Raw genomic sequence first — 18,003 nt, forward strand, 5'->3', positions numbered from 1 at the left:
TATTGCGCTAGAGGCCAATTTGGCTGATATGACTTTCAGCTTGGCCTATTGATCCCGCCTCCACAGCCAGCCTTGCGCTGGTGCGGCATCGGCGGGATTTTTCATCTTCGCCTGACCCGACTGGACCAGCACCACGGCTGCTCCATAAAACAACACTGCGCAGGTTCCGGCTGGAGACCGTGCCGACGGCGGCCGGCACCCCGCGCGGGAAGCGACCATCGCAATCGCATGGCCAAACCCGGAGGCACGGCCATGCGACCCTGTCAGTGCATCATCTGCGGCTGCCGCTCCAGCAGATGCTCGAACTGCGACAGCCAGGGTTCCGCCAGGCAGCGGATCTGGGCATCGTTGCTCAGAATGCGCTGCATGATCCGCGTCTTTTCCCGACGGTGTTCAGGCAGCAGGTCGTGCTCCTGGGCCTTGAAGCGCAGTTGCTCGATCAGCACGGCACAGGCGCCTTCATAGCGCACCACCCCGTCCCAATCCTTGAGCTTGGCAGCCTCCAGCATCTTGGCGCTGCTGTCTTCGATGGCTTTGTAGTAATCGATGAGCATTTCAGACATTCTTAGTTTCCTCCGCCCTGGCCGGCCGTACGGCCACCAGAACCGATCTCGCCCCAACCCTGCGCCACCGGCGTGATCAGGTTGACGACTTCTTCCACCAGCGTCACGTCGTTGCGCAAGTTGGCCATGGTGAGCCGCCCAACGCAGTAGTCGTAAAGCGCCCGCAGATTGGCGGCCAATTCCCCGCCTTGCATGGGATTGAGACCACCTTTCAAGCCCTCCTCGATGATTCGCACGGCTTTTCCTAACTGCCGGCCTTTTTCTTCCACATCACCACGGTGCATGGAACCACGGGCAGCGTTGAGTGACTGAACCAGACCATCGAACAGCATTTGAATCAATTGATGAGGCGATGCGCCATCCACACTGGATTGCACACCGACCTGCCGATAGACCGAGGCGGCGCGGGAACTGACTGGCGTGTACATCGAGAACTCCTTCATGCTACTTACAGTCAATATCGGCAAATCAGGAAGGAACTCAAGGACATTCGTTAAGAGTTTTGGCGTGTCGGCAAGGCTGTTTGCGGGGTGTTATCCAGCGCTCCGCCCAGCCGCCCCATGGCAGCAGGCCTGGGCTACCGAGTTACTTGTTCCACTGCGCAACCTGTTGCGTGATGTAGCTGTTGAGGGCCGAGAGGCTGCCCATCTGGGTGTCCAGCGCGGTGTACTGCGCCCGCATTCGCTTTTCAAGTACCGCAGCGCGGTTGTTCACCCGGTCTTGGTCGGAGCTATTGCGCTTGACCTCCAGGTCCAGGGCATCGGACTTGTTGTTGATGAGGCCGTCCAGCGACAGCAAGCCGGAAGTGAACGACTTCATACGGACCGCAGCACCGGTGCCCGTACCACCGCTGGCAGGATCGGAGGCAAACAGTTGCTTGAGCGTGTCGGGCGCTTTCAACGCGTTGTCTAGCTTGGTGTTGTCTACCGTCAGCTTGCCACCGCGCTGTATTTCCAGGCCAATATCGGACAACGTCTGCAGGGCAGCGGTGCCGCCTGCAGCAGCGCCGATAGCGGCGCGAAGCGAATTTTGCAATCCGACTGCGGTGCTGTCGCCCTGCAGCACGCCCTTGGTTTTGGTCTCGCTGTCGTACTTGGTGGAGGAACCCAGCAGGTCATTGACAGCGTTGTAGGCATCCACGAAGTCCTGGACGTTCTTCTTCATCGTGGCGGTATCGGCTTTCAACCCCATTTCTACGTCGGTGGTGGTGATTTGCGACACCGTCAACGTCACGCCGGGTATGGCCTCGGTGAACGTGTTGTTCTTGGAGGTCACGCTGATCCCATTGATCTTGGCTTGCGTGTTCTGGGCGTACTGAATGGTATTGGCCGCCAAGCCGACGCCCGGAGAATTTTGCGGATCGAAAGCCAGCTTCGACAAGCCCGGCGCCGCCGGGTCTTCCGCGACCTGCACCCGAAAGCCCGAATCTTCACCCGTGGTCTTGGAACGCAGCAAGAGCCGCTCACCCGAGGCGTCGCGCAACACGGTGGCGGTGACACCGGTATCGCCCTCGTTGATCTTTGCAGCGATGTTGGTGATCGTGTCGGTCGCGCTGACCGAAACATTGATCGGCTTGCCAGACCCTACGCCGAAGGCCGGCGGATTCGCCGTGGAATCCCAGGTGCCGAGCTGGATGGTCATGGTGCCAGCGCCAACGACGGAATCCTTGGATACCGCTGTCGAAGCATTCGATTGCGCGCGGGCCAGTTGTTGCACGCTGACACCGAAGGACGAAGCACTGGCGATGCCCGACACGGTGGCCGTGACGGCAGCGCTGTTGGATGAGCTGACCGCCAAACCATTCCAGGCGCTGTCTCGGGTCAGCTTGGCCGCAGCGTCCGACAATGTCGAAAGCAGCGATTTCACCTGGGAAAACGTGGAAATTTTGGTCTGAATGGTGTCCGCTTTGGCCTGCAATTGGACAAGGGGCTGCTTTTCCAGCGCTACCGTCTTGGTGACGATCGTCTCCACATCGAGCCCGCTGCCAATGCCTATCGAGGTAATACCCATTTTCGGTCTCCCAGGCAGCCGGGGCCGCCATAACAATCAATACACGATTGTGGCGAAAATCGCTTCGATCTAAAAGCAGGAAAAGCGGCGACAGGAGTGGCCCTGTCGCCGCTTAAAAGGGCCCGGACCGCTCCGATCCCCCTTATAAGCCACCGATCCGATCAACCACGCAGCAGGGACAGAACACCCTGGGGCAGCTGATTGGCCTGCGCCACCATCGCGGTACCAGCCTGTTGCAGGATCTGAGTGCGCGAGAGGTTGGCCGTTTCCTTGGCGAAGTCTGCGTCCACGATACGGCCACGCGATGCCGACAGATTTTCAGCCTGGATGTCGATGTTGCCGACCGAATTTTCGAACCGGCTTTGCAGGGCGCCGAGGTCGGCACGGGCCGAGTTCACCTGATCGATCGCGCTGTCGATCTTCTTCAGGGCGACCCACGCATCCTTCTGTGTTCCCACGGTAACCGTATCGATACCCTTCTTGTCGGTCCCGGTGGCGGCCGCGAGCGTGGGGGCTGCAAAACCCGTGTTCGCCACAGAAAAGCCCGTTGTGCCGCCGAAGGTAATGGTTTCTGGCACTGGAGGCGTCGCACTGTTCAGCTTGGAAGACGCGAACTCCAGATCGTACGTGCCGTCGTCTTTCTTGGTAAGGAAAGCGGTCACACCGGTATCGGCGGACTTGTTATTGATCGCAGACACCACTTGACCCAGGCGTTCCACACCAGAACCAGCGGCCTTGATTTCGCCCAGATCGATGGCAGACGCGGAGCCCACCTGGATCGTCAGGCCGCCTGCAGCGATCTTGGTGCTGAAGCCCGTCACCGTTGTGTCGGAAGCGTTCAGGGCCGTTACGCTGCCGGTGGAATAGTCGATATTCGACAGGCCGGTCGCCGAAGAATTCGTCAATGCGCCCACCGTGATGTTTTCACCAGAGTTGGCACCCACCTGGAACAGTGCACCCGCGAAGCTGCCGTCCAGGATCTTCTGGCCGTTGAAGCTGGTTTGCTTGGCAACGCGGTCGATTTCATTCGTGAGTTGCTTCACTTCAGACTGCAAGGCGTCGCGGTCTTTCGTGCTGTTGGTGGCATTGCTGGCCTGCACCGACAGTTCGCGCATCCGCTGCAGCATGTCGCCGACCTTGCCCAAAGCGCCTTCCGCCGTCTGGGCCAGCGAGATGCCGTCGTTGGCATTGCGGGCCGCCACGGCCAGACCCTTGATCTGGGTGTTCATGCGCTCGGCGATCGAGGATCCGGCTGCATCGTCCTTGGCGCTGGTGATGCGCAAGCCCGAGGACAGGCGAGCCATCGAGGTGGTGAGAGAGTTCTGCGACATCCCCAGATTGCGCTGAGCAGTCAGGGAAGCGACATTGGTGTTGATGGTAGAGGCCATTGAAATGCTCCTTGGTAACTTAAATTCCGGCTAGACCGCCGATCACAACGCTGACCCCCATGGCCAGCTGCCAAGACCGGGGCGGCAGTCACGTGAACCCATCCATCGCTTGCCGGTCAACAAATTCGCTTGAACCTGTTGGTTAGGTTATCGGGCAGCCCCTGCAGAACTTGAGCCTCCACGTGCAAAAAAATGCGCCCTCCCTCTGAGCGGAGTCTTCGCCGTAGCCATACAAGGGCGGAGATGGCCGGTTTTCTGCCCTTTTTTCCCAACGCCGGGAAATGGCCATCTAGAGAGAATTCTCCTAACGCTAGGGTTGCCCGCTGACGGAGAGGTGTCCTTGGCCACGGCAGCTGTGCCTTGTCCCTTTTGCGAAGGAGTTCCGTAATGGCCTCAACGATCAACACCAACATCGCCTCCCTCAACGCCCAGCGCAACCTGGGCATGTCGGCTGCATCCTTGACGACCACCATGCAGCGGCTGTCTTCCGGCCTGCGCGTCAACAGCGCCAAGGACGATGCTGCCGGCCTGGCCATCGCCGAGCGCATGAACACCCAGGTCAAGGGATTGGCCGTGGCATCCCGCAATGCCAACGACGGTATTTCGCTGGCCCAGACGGCAGAAGGCGCCCTCGGCAAGGTCGGCGACATGCTGCAGCGGATGCGCGAATTGGCCGTCCAGGCCAGCAATGCCACCAACAGCAAAGCCGACCGGGCTGCACTGCAGTCCGAAGTCAAGCAACTCACCGACGAAATCGACCGCGTCTCCAAGCAAACCAGCTTCAACGGCCAGAAGATTCTGGACGGCAGCTTTGCTGGCGCCTTGTTTCAGGTCGGCGCCAACTCCGGCGACAACGTCACGCTGGGCGCTTTGGCAGACACCCGCGCTTCGGGCCTGTCCAGCATCATGTACTCGAGCACCAGCACGGCGATCGCCATCGATGCATCGGATGCATCGATTTCCGCTTTCGGCAGCGCCATCCCCGCCGGTGGCCTGACGATTCAAATCGGTACGGCATCCGCGATCGACCTGGGAAGCATCAAAGCGGCCGGCTCCGGCATCGAGCGCCTTGGCCAAGTGATTTCGGCGATCAACAACAAAACCGCAGACACGGGCGTCACCGCATTCCTGACCAAAAACGACGATGGCAGCTACGGACTGGAGTTTGCCTCCTCGAAACTGACGAATGCCGTCCCCCCCGTGCCAGAGACCGTTGCGTTCGGCGGAACCACCGGGTTCACCGTGGCCGATACGGGTTTTACCCCTCCCACATTGGCCAACGCTACAGGCACCGGGCAAAAAGGCATCGACAGCGTCAACGTCGGAACGCAGAGCGAGGCCTGGGTCGCCCTCAAAAAGATCGACAGCGCGATCGACCAGGTCAATTCGGCCCGTGCAGACCTGGGCGCCTTGCAAAGCCGTTTCGAAAACGCCATTGCCAACATCGACATCCAGGGTGAAAACATGGCGGCAGCCCGTGGCCGCATCGTGGATGCCGACTTTGCCAAGGAAACGGCCAACCTGTCTCGCACGCAGATCCTGCAGCAAGCTGGGACCGCGATGGTGGCCCAGGCCAATCAGCTGCCCCAGCAGGTACTGAAGCTTCTGCAGGGCTGATCGGAGTCGCTGAAATTCGCGGCTACACTGCCGCGCAGCCCTTTCAAACCTTGCCCGGCGGCATCCGCCGCCCGGGCTCTTTCTTTGCCCTGGAGCCGCTATGTCCACCCCCACCATCGAGCAATTCATCGAAAACTTCCTGGTCGCGGTCGACTTCCAGGACCCCGTGGAGGTCACGCCAGAAACGCCGCTTCTCAGCCTTCCGGAGTGGGACTCGCTTGCCGCTCTCGGCGTGATCGTGATGTTCGACGTGGATTACGGCAAAACAATCGTAGGGGACGATCTGAAGAACTGCGCCACAATCACCGATCTGTACAAACTCTTGGGTTAGCACCATGGGGCTGTCCACGTTAAGCAATGTTCGGTTCGCAGGCATGGCCAGCTGCGTTCCCAAGCGCATCCTGCACAACATCGATGATGCAGCCCCAAAAATTCGTTCGGAGCGAGAGCGCCTGGTGCGCAACATCGGCATCCAGCAGCGCCGCATCTGCCAGGAATGGCAAACTTTTTCGGACCTCGCCTTCGACGCGACTGGCGTACTGCTCGATTCTCTGAACTGGCAGCGCGAAGAAATCGACGCATTGATCGTCGTGACTCAATCGCCTGACTATCTGATCCCGGCCACTGCCATCATCCTGCAAGATCGCCTGAAGCTTTCGCAGGCGACCATCGCATTCGATGTGAACCTGGGCTGTTCCGGCTATCCGTTCGGCCTGCATATCCTGGGAAGCATGATTGCCTCCGGCGCGGTCAAGAAAGGGCTGGTGCTGGTGGGTGATCGCTGCGCCACCTTGAACGACCCCTTGTTTTCCGACGCCGGCACGGCAACCGCCCTTGAGTTCGACCCAAGTGCACCACCAATGCACTTTGATCTCAACAGCGACGGCAGTGGCTATAAGGCCATCATGTTGCCGGTGGGTGGCCATCGCGAGCCCTTCGGTCCCCAGCACAGCATTCCGAAGCGTGACGATGATGGCACGCTGCATTGGCCTGCAGAATTGATTCTCGACGGCCCCGCAGTGCTGAGTTTTTCGACGCAGCAGGTGCCGCCTTCCGTACGACGTGCGATGGAATACGCGAAGGTCACCTCGGAAGATGTCGACTTCTTCATCTTCCACCAAGCCAACCGGATGATCAACGAAACCATCCGCAAGAAGCTGGCACTTCCGGCTGAGAAGGTGCCCTCCACCTTGGCGGATTTTGGCAACACCAGCGGCGCGTCGCTGCCGGTGACCATGACGGCCCGCATTGCTGAGACGTTGGCTTATGGCAGCCACAAGCTCTTGCTGGGCGGCTTTGGAATCGGCCTGTCCTGGGGGACATGCATTCTTGACATCGAAAACGCGGTATTTCCACCGCTTTTGATCTCGTGATTAACGCGCCCACGGCCTATTTCAGTCTGCATGGCCGCCGGATTCTGGTGACGGGGGCTTCTTCCGGAATTGGTGCAGCGGTGGCCAAGCTCTGCTCAGAACTCGGCGCTGAGTTGTGCCTGAGCGGGCGGGATACTGAACGACTGGAGATGACTCACGCCGGTTTGGCAGGCTCGGGGCACACCGTGGTCGCGGGCGACATTACCGACCTGGCCACTCTCGATGCGCTGGTGCAGTCGGCCCCGCATTTCGATGGTCTGGTCTCGTGCGCCGGCGTAGCCACACTGGTACCGATGCGCATGGCCAGTGAAAAATATCTGCAGCAAATGCTGGCGGTCAACTATCTGGCGCCGATCGGGCTCGCCCAGCGTTTGCTGCACAAGCGCAAATTGCGCGAAGGAGCTTCGTTGGTTTTCATCAGCGCCCTGTCGGCTCGGGCTGCGCCACAGGCCGCTGGTGCTTACGCGGCCTCAAAGGCAGCGCTTGAAGCGGCATCCCGTACTTTGGGGCTTGAGCACGCGAAGCAACGCATCCGCGCCAACTGCATTGCCCCCGGTTACGTCGATACCCCCATGCTCCATCGCCTGGGAAGCACCACCGACATGAGCGAAAAAATTGCGCTAACCCCCCTCGGCACAGTGACCCCAGATGATGTAGCCCCCGCCGCGGCTTGGCTGCTCTCTCCTGCCAGCCGCTGGATCACGCGAACCACATTGACCCTTGATGGTGGCATCTCCCTGCCGATCCGGCTATGAATACTGTCGTCACCCTTGACGCTGCACTCTCTGCAGCCAAGCGCATCTTCGGCTTGGAAGGGAAAACAGTGCTGGTGACTGGCGCCTCCAAAGGCATTGGTCAGGAAGTCGCCAAGCAGTGCGCGGCCGCCGGCGCCCAAATGGTAATTGCCGGGCGAGATGCTGAGCGCCTTGAAGAAACGCTTGCCAGCTTGGAAGGCACTGGTCACCGGGCATTGGTTGCCGATCTCACGGATGTGGCTGCTCGCAAGCAGTTTGCCGCGGACTGTGGCCTGCTTGATGGCGTCGTCCATAGCGCCGGCATCCGCGGCCTTGCCCCCATGAAAATGGTGAGCGATGCTTTTTTAACCCAGGTCATGGAGACGAATTACGTCGCACCGATGATGCTGACGCGGCACCTGCTGGCCAAAGGACAGATTCGTGCCGGAGGGTCACTGGTATTTCTCTCTTCCATTGCCGCGCTGACAGGCACCGTCGGCGTCGGCCCTTATGCGGGCTCCAAGGCTGCGCTGGTGGGTACGCTGCGCCCATTGGCGTTGGAGCTGGCCAAACGGGGAATTCGGGCCAATGCTCTTTGCCCAGGCTTGGTTGAAACCACGCTGATCACCGAGGACAAAGATTGGTTCGAGGAAAGTCGCAAACGCTACCCGCTGGGAATCGGTCTGCCTGCCGATGTGGCTCAAGCTTGCTTGTATTTCCTGAGTGGAGCCAGCACCAAGGTCACTGGTGCCGTTTTCAGCATGGATGGGGGTGTGGAGTTTGTATGACCACGGAAAAAAAAACCGTCCCCAACCGGGTACTGATCGTTGGCGCAGGCGGCTTTGCCCGTGCAACCGCCAGCTTGGCGCGCTCCGACCTGGCCTTCGGCACGGCTTGGGACGTAAAAGGGTTTCTAGATAATCGAACGGGCCTTCACAATCCTAGTGACCTGCCTATCGTTGGCGACCCTCTGACGTACCAAGTGCAAGAGGGAGACATCTTCGTTTGCGCATTGGGCGGCCCGGCCGCCAAACGGCAGTACAGCGCCAACCTGCGAAAGCAGGGCGCCAATTTCATCATTCTGCGGCCCGACCTGACAACGGGTGAACGGGTACAGCTTTCACCAGGTGGACTTTTCGAGCGCAAGGTATCGTTAGGCCCCGACGTTCAGGTCGGTGAACTCGTTACTATTTTGTCCACCACCATCGTTGGTTACGACGTGACGATCGGCGACTACTGCCAGATTGCCAGCTTCGTCTTCATCGGCGGTGGTGCACGGATCGGAAACGATGTCGTGATCCATCCCCATGCCACCATCCTTCCAGGCATCACCATCGGTGATGGGGCCATCGTCGGTGCAGGCAGCGTCGTCATCCGCGATGTTGCGCCAGGGACTACCGTGATGGGCAATCCGGCCAAACCGTTTTCCTTTCGTTAGCGCCATGCTGTCGCGGCTCTCTCCAGCGCACTACCTGGATCAGGATATCTTCGCGCGCGAGCAGACCCACGTCTTTCGCAAGCTCTGGCTGTTCGCAGCCTTCCGCACGGCGCTGGCAGAACCCGACGCATTCGCCACCCGCGAACTGGGAGGCCTGCCGGTGCTGCTGCAGAACTGCGGTGGCGAGATCCGGGCCTTCGAAAACCTATGCCCGCATCGCCAGATGCCCTTGCAAAAGGACGCATTCGGCCAAGCGCGCATGGCCTGCCCCTACCACGGATGGGTCTTTGATCCCGAGGGCAAGGTTAAGACGATTCCGCATGAACAGCGCCTTTACGCCTATTCCCCAGCAGAGCGTAAAGACCTCTGCTTGAAGCGATACGCTGTGCGGGAAGTCGGCAACCTGGTTTTTGTGAACCTTGATTCCGAACCGCTCCCCTTTGACGAGCAGTTCAACCCTGAATTACAGCGGGCACTGGCGGACATCACCAGCCACTTCGGTGCGCAGGCAGTGCATGCCGATCTGCCGGCACGCTACAACTGGAAGCTCAACTATGAGAACGTGCTCGATTACAACCACGTTCCGTATATTCATCCAAAGACCTTTCAGCCGCTGTTGCGAGAAGGCATTTCTGATACCCGCCAGGACGTGAGCCCAGCCAGTGATCCCCTGGCGTCAGGCGGCGCCCATCCATCGACCAGCAGCTTGGCAGCACAAAGTTTTTGGACTCGATCGCCCATTCGCATCGATTCGTGGCCCTGGCATGGCGCAGTGCGACGCTATGGCGACGGTGACTTCTACTACAACTTTTTCCTGTACCCGAACGTCAACTTCATTTCGCTTGGAGGTTTGACCTTCTTGCTGCAGCAGTTCCACCCCTTGGCCCCTGATAGCACAGAGGTCCGTTTTACCTTGTGCGCAGCCAAGGAAACACGCCGGCTACCCGCCCTGCCTGCAATCCTGTGGGGCCATCTCAAAAGCGAAGTGGCGGTATTGCATGAGGATCTGGGTCATCTTGAGGCGCTGCAATCGCATCTGCATGCCGGCGCACCGCGTGCGAAGCATGGTATTTACGAAGCCAGGCTGACAGCGGTGGCTGATACCTATTTGCGGCTGATGGAAGGCAACGCTTCATGAACTTCGGCGAAAGTTTCTGCCTGATCGGCGTGGGCGACGTGCTCCAGACGATTGCCAGCGACCCAGCAGGTTATGGACTGCCGCAGGGCTGGCAATTGCGCGCGGCCAGCAGCGTGGCGGCGCTGTCAGCTTCGGCGAGCGAATTGCTCGAGGGGTTGGATCCTGCAGCCACGACGCTCTTTGTGGCGGTGGACCACAATGCACTTAACCACGCCCGGCTTGAACTCTATGGAGCAGCACGTCTGCGCGGATTGCGCATGGCCACATTGGTACATGCAAGGGCCATCGTTGCACCGGACGCCCGAGTGGCTGACAACGTTTGGATTGGTGCAGGTACGCTGATCGGCAGAGCGGCGAGTATCTCCAGCGACGTGCTGATTCATCCTGGTACACGCATCGATGCCGGTGCCAAGATCGGGATGCACAGTTGGATAGGGCCGGGCGCATCAGTTGGGACAGACACCGAGATCGGAGCGCACAGCGTGATCGGAGCAGACCAGCGTTTGCGAGCGGGTCTGCACATCGGCCGCCACTGCGTGATAGATGGGACGGATACGCCATCCGAACACTTGGCGTCTGGCAGTTTCATTGCCCCGCACTTTGCGCGCCCGGCACGGATGATTGGTGCCGGGTACAGTTTCGAAAAAAGGCGCTAACAGCATGCGCTCGACCATTCCTGCAGAAGCCTATATCGACGAAACCTGGTTCGCACGGGAGCAGCAATTGCTCATGCGCCCGCTTTGGCAATTCGTGGCGCCGCGCATGCTGCTTGCAAAACACAATGCCTTCGTTACCCGAAACATCTGCGGCATTGAGGTTGTAGTGCAGAATTTCCAGGGGGAATTGAAGGCGTTCGAAAACATATGCCTTCACCGGCAAAACCCGTTGCAGCAGCAGCCCCAGGGTATCCGGCCTCTCGTGTGCAGCTACCACGGCTGGGGTTACGACTCGGAGGGGCGGGTGGAAAACATTCCTTTTCAAGACACAGCATATCGGCTGCCGTCTCAAGAACGGGAATGTCTGAAGCTGCGGCGCTTTCCATTGGAGTGCATTGGCAACTTAGTGTTTGTGAACGTTGCTCCCAACTCCCTGAAACTGGATGAGCAGTTTTCAATGGAGGCGTTGTCATCTCTGCGTTCAGCTTCAGAGCATTTTGATAGCGAAGTGTTAATCGCCATCCTTCCCACAAAACTGAACTGGAAGCTAGCTTACGAAAATCTTCGCGATAGCCTCCATCCACGTTACCTGCATCAGCAGAGCGTATATCAGCAAGTGAAATTCCAGGTACAAATGGATGAGGAAGCAGTGAAATCTGCCAAGCACTATCACGCTAACGGCAGCGCAGAGCATGAAATGCATCTCGTCCATCTCCGCGAATTCAGCAATGGGGGACTTAACGAACCGCTTGTTCAGATGCCGCGCTACGCCTGGCATGACAATGTTGAGCGCTACGGCTCAGACGACTGGTATCTCAACTGGCTAGTCTTCCCGAATCTGCACATTGCCTCTGGATCAGGTGGCTATTCCTTCATCATTGAGCATCATCAGCCGGTTTCTGCAGCACGCACCGACTTGATTATTTATTACATTACTGCCAGAAAGACGCGCCGCTATCCAACCTCTGCAGCAGTCCTGCTTGCCCATTTGGAAGGTGCAGAAAAGGTGCTACGAGAAGATATATCGGTCATGGAGAGGGTTCAGGCAGCTCTTAAACCCGGTGCCCCAAGAGCCACCCTGGGCGATTTCGAGTTCGGAAATATGGCCGTAGAACGCTGGTACATGGATGTGATGGAGGGACGGCATGCCTTCTAAGTTTGTGATCGGTAGCGCGGCATTGCTAAAAGCGGCGTTGGCCAGTTGGTCAGAGATCGCACCAAACGAGACTTTGTATCCCATCGATGTGGGACAAGACCGAGACTATCGGTTTGACTTGACCGTCATTTCGAATGCTTCTCCGAGCGACGCCACGGCTTTCGTAATTTGGGGATCCCAATTTTTGAATTTCCGCCGTCTTGAATTAATGGGAGAACTCAAAAGCCGCGGTTTTCGCATGCCCCCTCTAATTTGCCGAGGCGCATTGATTGCACCTACATCAACCATTGGGGAAAACTGCGTCATCGGCGCAGGGACGATAATTGGTGCAGGCTGCCGAGTGGGTTTCAATAGCGTGATCGGTGCAGGTTGTGTCTTAGGAGCAGAGGCTCAGATCGCTTCTTCCACTTGGATTGGAGACGGTGTAATGATTGGTATGCAATCGCGTGTCGGAGCTAACGCCACATTGGGGGCTGGCGTGATCCTAAGCGATGGTGTTTCGATTGGAAAACAGTCGATTCTTGATTTACCCGGCAGACATTCAGAGTCCTTACCGGAAAAAACTTTTATTCTCTCCACGTTCCCATCCGCTGTTTCAATTACGGACAGTGGCCGCCCCTGACTACTTTCTTAGAAAGTCCGCCATGCATCAAGCGCTCTCGGAATCGCTCAGGCAGCAATTACTCGCCGTTGCCGCATCGGCAGAAGAACCCGCCATTGCTGACTTGGAGACACGGCCGATTTTCATCTTGTCACCTCTTTCGCTTCTTGGTTCTATCCATGGTTCTCAAATCGCAAAGGCTACCACCGGCTTGGTAGCAGTCGTTGACGACATATCCAGCGAAGCATTCATTCACGGCGTTTCACGCTGGAGCAGCATGGACTTTCTGCGGTACGCACCGCAGTACGCCAATGCGGTAGCTATCGACTTTTCAGAAAGCCCCGCTGACAGATCCCAAATGGCAGAGCTATGTCGACGTGCAGGCATTCAACGGGAGGACTGCGTGGTTGCACAAGCCCAGTTGGGTATGGTTTCCGTCTATGAGACAGTAACCGATTATCGCAAGAAGACTTTAGATCGTCTCGATGATTTTTTGCGCTTGGCCGAACGGTTTGCTGATCATCATAGTCGTGCCACGTTATATGCCAATCTTCTTTTTCGCCTGACTTACGATCGCTCCCATATGCTTGAGACTTGGGCGAATCCTATTGAAGAGTATTTTTCCAGTTACGCAACGCCTTCCACCTTTCGGCTTGGCAGCAAGGAGCATTACTGCGATTGCGGTGCTTTTCAAGGTCCAATTGTGTCGAAGTTTTTAGGGGCAACTGGTTATCGCTACGCCACTATTACGGCATATGAGCCTGACAGAGCGAATTTCGAAGCCCTCGAACGCATCTCAGTGTTGCCGCTCACTAATTTCCGCCCTGTGAATAAAGCAGTCTCCAGTCGAAAACAAATGCTGCGTTTTATGGAAACGGGTACCGTTTCGAGTTATATCTCAGCAACCGGCACAGCCACGGTTCAAACAGTTAAGTTAGACGAGGAACTTGAAAAGCTTACTTTCTTAAAAATGGACGTTGAAGGTTTTGAATCCAAAACGCTCCAAGGGGCCGCGCGACTATTGACGACCCAGCGTCCGAGGATTGCAGCTTGCGTATATCATTATGCGCATGATCTCTTAGACGTAGTCAATCAAATCGATAAAAGTGTGGAAGATTATAATTTACGACTGCGCCAACACAACGGCAGCTACTACTACGATTTAGTTCTTTACGCATCTCCGGTAGACGGCGTTGAAGCGCCCGCGTGGGCTGCATGACTATAATTAATGACGAACTTGTCAGGCGGCTAAATCTTGGCACTGCCAATGCTCAAGACTTATTAATAAGAGCGCTTGATCAATATCGAAAGAATCCTCTTTTTTGCATTCCGGACCAAGCTTTGGAAATTTTTGCAAGAAATGGCAAGAGCACCCGCTTCATGCTTTTGGGCACCAAGGACTTTGCCGCAGTGTTCATCTCCATCATTGCAGGCAGAGGTCAGGTGTTGCATGTGGTGGACGACTTTCAGGTAGCCAGCGGTAAGCCATTTCATGGAGTCTCGCTCACCACAAGCTCACGCTTCGTGGAAATGGCAAGGCAAGACGAAGACATAATTGCCATTAATTGCTGCCGCTTCGATTACTCAAGGCGTTTCTTCGAGAATCTGTGCCGGCAGCACGATATCGCTGTGCTGAATCATGAGCAAGCAGTTCGGATGATCGGTCTGAACGACGTGGTGGATCATCGGCTCACCGATTGGGCACCAGTGATTTCAGAGCGTTTCGAAGCATTCCAAGCACTGCAGCATAGGTTCGCCGATTCATACTCCTCAGAAACACTCGCCGGCATCTTGACCTTCCATCTCACATGCAATCCTGAGTACCACTTGAATATTTCTCGTCCGTACTCGAGCCTTTATTTCAGGTCAGGACTTTTTAGCCTGACGGAGAGAGAAAAGCTGGTCGATTGTGGCGCCTCGATTGGCGAATCAACTACCGCCTTGATTGGCGTCACAGGAGGCCGCTTCTCACATTCCTGGATGATTGAGCCCGACAGGTACAACGTTGAAACTCTTCAAAAACTGAAACGTGCGCATGCAGGAAGTGCCACTGAAGGCAAGTTATCCCTGCATCCAGTCGCGTTGGGATCAACGGAATCGGAAGCACCTTTTCACCACCAGGGAGGACATAGTGGTTCTATTGCCATGCATGACCTAAGTGCTTCTTTGGAAAAGGTACTTATCCGCCCAATCGATAACATCATCGATGACGTCCCCACCTTCATCAAAATGGATATAGAAGGATTTGAGCTTTCTGCGTTGCAGGGCGGCGTCAGAGCGATCCAGGCAGGCAGGCCTAAGTTAGCGATCTCGGCATATCACAGGGCAACCGATCTTCTGGAGATTCCGGCATACATCGACGGAATTGCGCCCGGCTATCGGTTGGGCTTGCGCCATCACACGGAAGACCGCTGGGATAGCTGCCTTTACTTTTATTGAGCCCAGATATCGTTTTTTGCGCTCATCACTTTCAGGAGAACCATGGCCATCGTCCGAGGAGGACTATCCCGCATCCTCATGAAATATGCCGATCTCGACCTAGTGTCCCGTCCCGCTGATAAGTGAGCAAAGTCGATGCAGCTTTTCGAGCATCGAATCCGCGGTGGCGGTCCACCTGAAGGGTTGGCAGTTGGCGTTGTAGGCGGTGACGAAGTGGTCGATGCGTTGGACGAGTTGCTTGACGCTGGTGAATGATCCCCGGCGAATGGCCTTGTCCGTGAGTAGCGTGCGACGCTGGACTTGGAGATGCCCGTCTCGGCGGCCACCGTACGCACGCTCCAGTGCGTGGAGCCATCGGCCGGCTTGGTGTGCAGCGTCGTATTGATCAGCCTTGCCACGCGCTCGTCGTCGATGGTGTGCGGCTTGCCGGGGCGAACGTCGTCGTACAGCCCAGGGATGCGTCGCTCGATGAACCGAGCGCGCCACTTGCCGACCGTGGCATTGGTCAGCTTCAGTCTCTCAGCAATGGCGTTGTTGGGCTCACCATCGGCACTGCTCAGAACGATGCGAGCCCGATTGCTCAGCGCAGCAGGCAGCGAGCGGCTGCGGGCAAAGGATTGAAGCTGCGATCGCTCCTCGTCAGAGAGCGCCAACTCGACCTTCGGTCTGCCCATTCTCATCGCGGTATCTCCGGTTCCAACATACCTCAATGGCATGCACGATTAATGCCAGAAAATAACGGGACGGGACACTAGATATCATTGCGCTGGAGCCTCTTTTTGCTTCAGGTCATTGGCGGGCGAGCGGGGCGCCGCGCCTTCCGGCGCCGCTGGGGCGAACGCGACACGCTGCACCCGAAAACCCTGCTTTTCCATCAGGGCCGGCAGTCCCTGCGGGCCGACCATGTGCAGCGCGCCCACGGCGGCGAACACGGTGTGTCCGGCGGCGTGCTCCGCCGCGATGCCGCGCGCCATGCCGGGGTTGCGGGCGTCCACCATCTGCCGGTATTCGGCCTGCTCGGCGTCGCTGGCCAGGCACTCGCACCATTGCGGATAGGTCTGCAGCACATTCAGGCGCCCATTGGCCCAGGCCCGGGTGAGGGTGGTGATGGAGCGCTGCGCCTGCCCGCCTTCGAGCTGATCGAGCGCGGCGCCCACGGCGGCTGCGGTGCGGGCCGGGTCGTCGGAGGTCAGCAGCCGGATCTGCTGCTCGGGGGTTTCCAGCGCCACGACGGGCTTGCCCCCGGCCTTGGCCATGCCGGCGATGACGGCGTCGATGCCATAGGCCAGGTCCACGCCCGAACGGCGTGCCGACTGCCCCACGAGCGTCACGGCCTGCAGTTCGGGCCGCAGGTGCGCGACCGCCGGGGCCAGGCAGGCGGCATCCACCTGCGCGGCGAGGCGGGCGGCCAAGGCCGGCGGCAGTGCCGGTGCGCCAGGCGGCGCCACCATGGCCGCCTGCAGGGCCTGCATGACTTTCGGGTCGAGAAGATCGAGCTCCAGCGCCACGCGGTCGGCAGCCATCACGGCCTCGCGCACCGTGGGGCCGGGGAACATCCAGCCGCGCTCGGCGGCATGCACGGTGCCGTAGAGCCAGCTGGTGCGCCCGCCTTTTTCGATGCGCCACAGCAGGCCGCGGTCGCGCGCATTGCGCATCGCCTGAGGCAGCTCGGCAGGATCGAACGGTGCCGCTTGCGGCGGGCAGGCACGGGTGGCCGAGGCTTCAGGCGCTGAAGCGGAAGGCGCAGGCGGCGCGGCAGGAATCTGCGCCAATTCCTGCGCCGCCACTGCCAGCGGCCATGCAAGCCATGCCGCCAGCGCGAGCCGGACCAGCCCCGCGCGGGTCGTCATTGCGGCGCCGCGATGTTCTGGTCGATGGCGCCGAACAGGCTCTGGCCGGCCTTGTTCTTCATCTCGATGCGAATGGTGTCGCCGAACTTCATGAACTCGGTGGAGGGCTTGCCGTCCTGGATGGTTTCGATGCAGCGCTTTTCGGCGATGCAGCTATAGCCCTTGGGCCAATCGGTGCGGCCGTTTTGCTCCACGCCGCGGTTGCTGACCGTGCCGCTGCCGATGATGGAGCCCGCGCGCACATTGCGCGTCTTGGCCACGTGGGCGATGAGCTGGCCGAAGTGGAAGGTCATCTCGGGGCCGGCATCGCACATGCCGACCTTGCGGCCGTTCCAGGTCGATTGCAGCGTGAGGTGCAGGCGGCCCTGGTCCCAGGCGTCGCCCAGTTCGTCGAGCGTGATGGCGACCGGGCTGAACGCCGTGGCGGGCTTGGACTGAAAGAACCCGAATCCCTTGGCCAGCTCGGCCGGGATGAGGTTGCGCAGCGAGACATCGTTGGCCAGCATGACCAGGCGGATGCCGTCCAGCGCCTGCTCGGGCGTGGTGCCCATCTTCACGTCACCAGTAACGACGGCGATCTCGGCCTCGAAATCGATGCCCATGGCTTCGCTGGGCACGACCACGTCGTCGCGCGGGCCGATGAAGTCGTCGCTGCCGCCCTGGTACATGAGCGGGTCGGTGTAGAAACTGTCGGGCACCTCGGAGTTGCGCGCTTTTCGCACCAGTTCGACGTGGTTGATGTAGGCGGAGCCGTCCGCCCACTGGTAGGCGCGTGGCAGCGGGGCCATGCACTGGGCAGGATCGAACGGAAAAGCGTGGGGGGCGCGGCCGGCGTTCAACTGGTCGTACAGGTCCTGCAACTGGGGCGAGAGGAAGCCCCAGTCGTCCAGCACCTGCTGCAGGCGGCTCGCGATGCCGGTCGCATAATGGGCCGTGCCCAGGTCGCGGGAGACGACGACCAGTTGGCCGTCGCGGGAACCATCTTTATAGGTGGCGAGTTTCATGGGACACAGACCTTGTCTTCGATGCACCCGCAGCAA

Annotated in this window: 18 protein-coding genes and 1 pseudogene; 12 read left to right on the forward strand and 7 right to left on the reverse strand. The window is 58.8% G+C overall.

Annotated features, from left to right (window positions below; genetic code table 11):
• Positions 1–263: 263 nt before the first annotated feature.
• The 4 genes from AVHM3334_RS14215 to AVHM3334_RS14230 all read right to left on the reverse strand — a co-directional run bounded on the left by AVHM3334_RS14215 (position 264) and on the right by AVHM3334_RS14230 (position 3,961).
• The gene (locus AVHM3334_RS14215) at positions 264–563 is read right to left on the reverse strand and encodes a flagellar protein FliT (RefSeq protein ID WP_092745692.1); all 300 of its coding nucleotides are present in this window, start codon (positions 561–563) and stop codon (positions 264–266) included.
• 2 nt (positions 564–565) lie between these two features.
• Entirely contained in the window at positions 566–991 is a 426-nt protein-coding gene (gene fliS, locus AVHM3334_RS14220; RefSeq protein WP_284413272.1) for a flagellar export chaperone FliS, read from the reverse strand.
• 157 nt (positions 992–1,148) lie between these two features.
• Entirely contained in the window at positions 1,149–2,573 is a 1,425-nt protein-coding gene (gene fliD, locus AVHM3334_RS14225; RefSeq protein WP_284413274.1) for a flagellar filament capping protein FliD, read from the reverse strand.
• 161 nt (positions 2,574–2,734) lie between these two features.
• Positions 2,735–3,961: a flagellin gene (locus AVHM3334_RS14230; protein WP_284413276.1), complete on the reverse strand. Its 1,227-nt coding sequence runs from the start codon at positions 3,959–3,961 to the stop codon at positions 2,735–2,737.
• 387 nt (positions 3,962–4,348) lie between these two features.
• Between AVHM3334_RS14230 and AVHM3334_RS14235 the strand changes: the two genes are divergently transcribed.
• The 12 genes from AVHM3334_RS14235 (at position 4,349) to AVHM3334_RS14290 (ending at position 15,113) form a co-directional block, all read left to right on the forward strand.
• The gene (locus AVHM3334_RS14235; RefSeq protein WP_284413278.1) at positions 4,349–5,578 is read left to right on the forward strand and encodes a flagellin; all 1,230 of its coding nucleotides are present in this window, start codon (positions 4,349–4,351) and stop codon (positions 5,576–5,578) included.
• Between the two features lie 100 nt (positions 5,579–5,678).
• Positions 5,679–5,909, forward strand: coding sequence for an acyl carrier protein (locus AVHM3334_RS14240; RefSeq protein WP_284413280.1), 231 nt, complete (start codon positions 5,679–5,681; stop codon positions 5,907–5,909).
• 4 nt (positions 5,910–5,913) lie between these two features.
• Positions 5,914–6,951, forward strand: a complete 1,038-nt coding sequence (locus AVHM3334_RS14245; protein WP_284413282.1) for a ketoacyl-ACP synthase III — start codon at positions 5,914–5,916, stop codon at positions 6,949–6,951.
• Positions 6,948–7,706 carry an SDR family NAD(P)-dependent oxidoreductase gene (locus AVHM3334_RS14250; RefSeq protein ID WP_284413284.1) on the forward strand — a complete coding sequence of 253 codons (759 nt, stop codon included), beginning with the start codon at positions 6,948–6,950 and terminating at the stop codon, positions 7,704–7,706. The genes AVHM3334_RS14245 and AVHM3334_RS14250 overlap by 4 nt, the downstream gene beginning before the upstream one ends.
• Entirely contained in the window at positions 7,703–8,473 is a 771-nt protein-coding gene (locus AVHM3334_RS14255; RefSeq protein WP_284413286.1) for an SDR family NAD(P)-dependent oxidoreductase, read from the forward strand. The genes AVHM3334_RS14250 and AVHM3334_RS14255 overlap by 4 nt, the downstream gene beginning before the upstream one ends.
• On the forward strand, positions 8,470–9,123 hold the full coding sequence (locus AVHM3334_RS14260; protein WP_284413288.1) for a NeuD/PglB/VioB family sugar acetyltransferase: 654 nt from the start codon (positions 8,470–8,472) through the stop codon (positions 9,121–9,123). Before AVHM3334_RS14255 ends, AVHM3334_RS14260 begins: the two co-directional genes overlap by 4 nt.
• Before the next feature lie 4 nt (positions 9,124–9,127).
• The gene (locus AVHM3334_RS14265; RefSeq protein WP_284413289.1) at positions 9,128–10,261 is read left to right on the forward strand and encodes an aromatic ring-hydroxylating oxygenase subunit alpha; all 1,134 of its coding nucleotides are present in this window, start codon (positions 9,128–9,130) and stop codon (positions 10,259–10,261) included.
• Positions 10,258–10,917 carry an LbetaH domain-containing protein gene (locus AVHM3334_RS14270; protein WP_284413291.1) on the forward strand — a complete coding sequence of 220 codons (660 nt, stop codon included), beginning with the start codon at positions 10,258–10,260 and terminating at the stop codon, positions 10,915–10,917. Before AVHM3334_RS14265 ends, AVHM3334_RS14270 begins: the two co-directional genes overlap by 4 nt.
• A gap of 4 nt (positions 10,918–10,921) precedes the next feature.
• The gene (locus tag AVHM3334_RS14275) at positions 10,922–12,073 is read left to right on the forward strand and encodes an aromatic ring-hydroxylating oxygenase subunit alpha (protein WP_284413293.1); all 1,152 of its coding nucleotides are present in this window, start codon (positions 10,922–10,924) and stop codon (positions 12,071–12,073) included.
• On the forward strand, positions 12,063–12,695 hold the full coding sequence (locus tag AVHM3334_RS14280) for a DapH/DapD/GlmU-related protein (RefSeq protein WP_284413295.1): 633 nt from the start codon (positions 12,063–12,065) through the stop codon (positions 12,693–12,695). Before AVHM3334_RS14275 ends, AVHM3334_RS14280 begins: the two co-directional genes overlap by 11 nt.
• Before the next feature lie 22 nt (positions 12,696–12,717).
• Complete coding sequence (locus tag AVHM3334_RS14285; protein ID WP_284413297.1) at positions 12,718–13,893, forward strand: FkbM family methyltransferase; 1,176 nt, start codon at positions 12,718–12,720, stop codon at positions 13,891–13,893.
• Positions 13,890–15,113: an FkbM family methyltransferase gene (locus AVHM3334_RS14290; RefSeq protein WP_284413299.1), complete on the forward strand. Its 1,224-nt coding sequence runs from the start codon at positions 13,890–13,892 to the stop codon at positions 15,111–15,113. The genes AVHM3334_RS14285 and AVHM3334_RS14290 overlap by 4 nt, the downstream gene beginning before the upstream one ends.
• A 99-nt stretch (positions 15,114–15,212) precedes the next feature.
• Here AVHM3334_RS14290 and AVHM3334_RS14295 read toward each other — a convergent pair.
• The 3 genes and pseudogenes from AVHM3334_RS14295 to AVHM3334_RS14305 all read right to left on the reverse strand — a co-directional run bounded on the left by AVHM3334_RS14295 (position 15,213) and on the right by AVHM3334_RS14305 (position 17,967).
• Positions 15,213–15,793: pseudogene (locus AVHM3334_RS14295) on the reverse strand (helix-turn-helix domain-containing protein).
• Positions 15,794–15,871: 78 nt separating this feature from the next.
• Positions 15,872–16,963 (reverse strand): TraB/GumN family protein, encoded by a 1,092-nt coding sequence (locus AVHM3334_RS14300; RefSeq protein WP_284413301.1) that lies wholly within the window; start codon positions 16,961–16,963, stop codon positions 15,872–15,874.
• Positions 16,960–17,967: a fumarylacetoacetate hydrolase family protein gene (locus AVHM3334_RS14305; protein ID WP_284413303.1), complete on the reverse strand. Its 1,008-nt coding sequence runs from the start codon at positions 17,965–17,967 to the stop codon at positions 16,960–16,962. The genes AVHM3334_RS14300 and AVHM3334_RS14305 overlap by 4 nt, the downstream gene beginning before the upstream one ends.
• Positions 17,968–18,003 lie beyond the last annotated feature (36 nt).

It is taken from the genome of Acidovorax sp. SUPP3334 (assembly GCF_030159055.1).
In the GTDB taxonomy this organism is placed as follows: Bacteria; Pseudomonadota; Gammaproteobacteria; order Burkholderiales; family Burkholderiaceae_C; genus Paracidovorax.

Coding starts and splice junctions, on each gene's coding strand:
- AVHM3334_RS14215 (WP_092745692.1), bottom strand. CDS start 563: ATGTCTGAAATGCTCATCGATTACTACAAAGCCATCGAAGACAGCAGC.
- fliS (WP_284413272.1), bottom strand. CDS start 991: ATGTACACGCCAGTCAGTTCCCGCGCCGCCTCGGTCTATCGGCAGGTC.
- fliD (WP_284413274.1), bottom strand. CDS start 2,573: ATGGGTATTACCTCGATAGGCATTGGCAGCGGGCTCGATGTGGAGACG.
- AVHM3334_RS14230 (WP_284413276.1), bottom strand. CDS start 3,961: ATGGCCTCTACCATCAACACCAATGTCGCTTCCCTGACTGCTCAGCGC.
- AVHM3334_RS14235 (WP_284413278.1), top strand. CDS start 4,349: ATGGCCTCAACGATCAACACCAACATCGCCTCCCTCAACGCCCAGCGC.
- AVHM3334_RS14240 (WP_284413280.1), top strand. CDS start 5,679: ATGTCCACCCCCACCATCGAGCAATTCATCGAAAACTTCCTGGTCGCG.
- AVHM3334_RS14245 (WP_284413282.1), top strand. CDS start 5,914: ATGGGGCTGTCCACGTTAAGCAATGTTCGGTTCGCAGGCATGGCCAGC.
- AVHM3334_RS14255 (WP_284413286.1), top strand. CDS start 7,703: ATGAATACTGTCGTCACCCTTGACGCTGCACTCTCTGCAGCCAAGCGC.
- AVHM3334_RS14260 (WP_284413288.1), top strand. CDS start 8,470: ATGACCACGGAAAAAAAAACCGTCCCCAACCGGGTACTGATCGTTGGC.
- AVHM3334_RS14265 (WP_284413289.1), top strand. CDS start 9,128: ATGCTGTCGCGGCTCTCTCCAGCGCACTACCTGGATCAGGATATCTTC.
- AVHM3334_RS14270 (WP_284413291.1), top strand. CDS start 10,258: ATGAACTTCGGCGAAAGTTTCTGCCTGATCGGCGTGGGCGACGTGCTC.
- AVHM3334_RS14275 (WP_284413293.1), top strand. CDS start 10,922: ATGCGCTCGACCATTCCTGCAGAAGCCTATATCGACGAAACCTGGTTC.
- AVHM3334_RS14280 (WP_284413295.1), top strand. CDS start 12,063: ATGCCTTCTAAGTTTGTGATCGGTAGCGCGGCATTGCTAAAAGCGGCG.
- AVHM3334_RS14285 (WP_284413297.1), top strand. CDS start 12,718: ATGCATCAAGCGCTCTCGGAATCGCTCAGGCAGCAATTACTCGCCGTT.
- AVHM3334_RS14290 (WP_284413299.1), top strand. CDS start 13,890: ATGACTATAATTAATGACGAACTTGTCAGGCGGCTAAATCTTGGCACT.
- AVHM3334_RS14300 (WP_284413301.1), bottom strand. CDS start 16,963: ATGACGACCCGCGCGGGGCTGGTCCGGCTCGCGCTGGCGGCATGGCTT.
- AVHM3334_RS14305 (WP_284413303.1), bottom strand. CDS start 17,967: ATGAAACTCGCCACCTATAAAGATGGTTCCCGCGACGGCCAACTGGTC.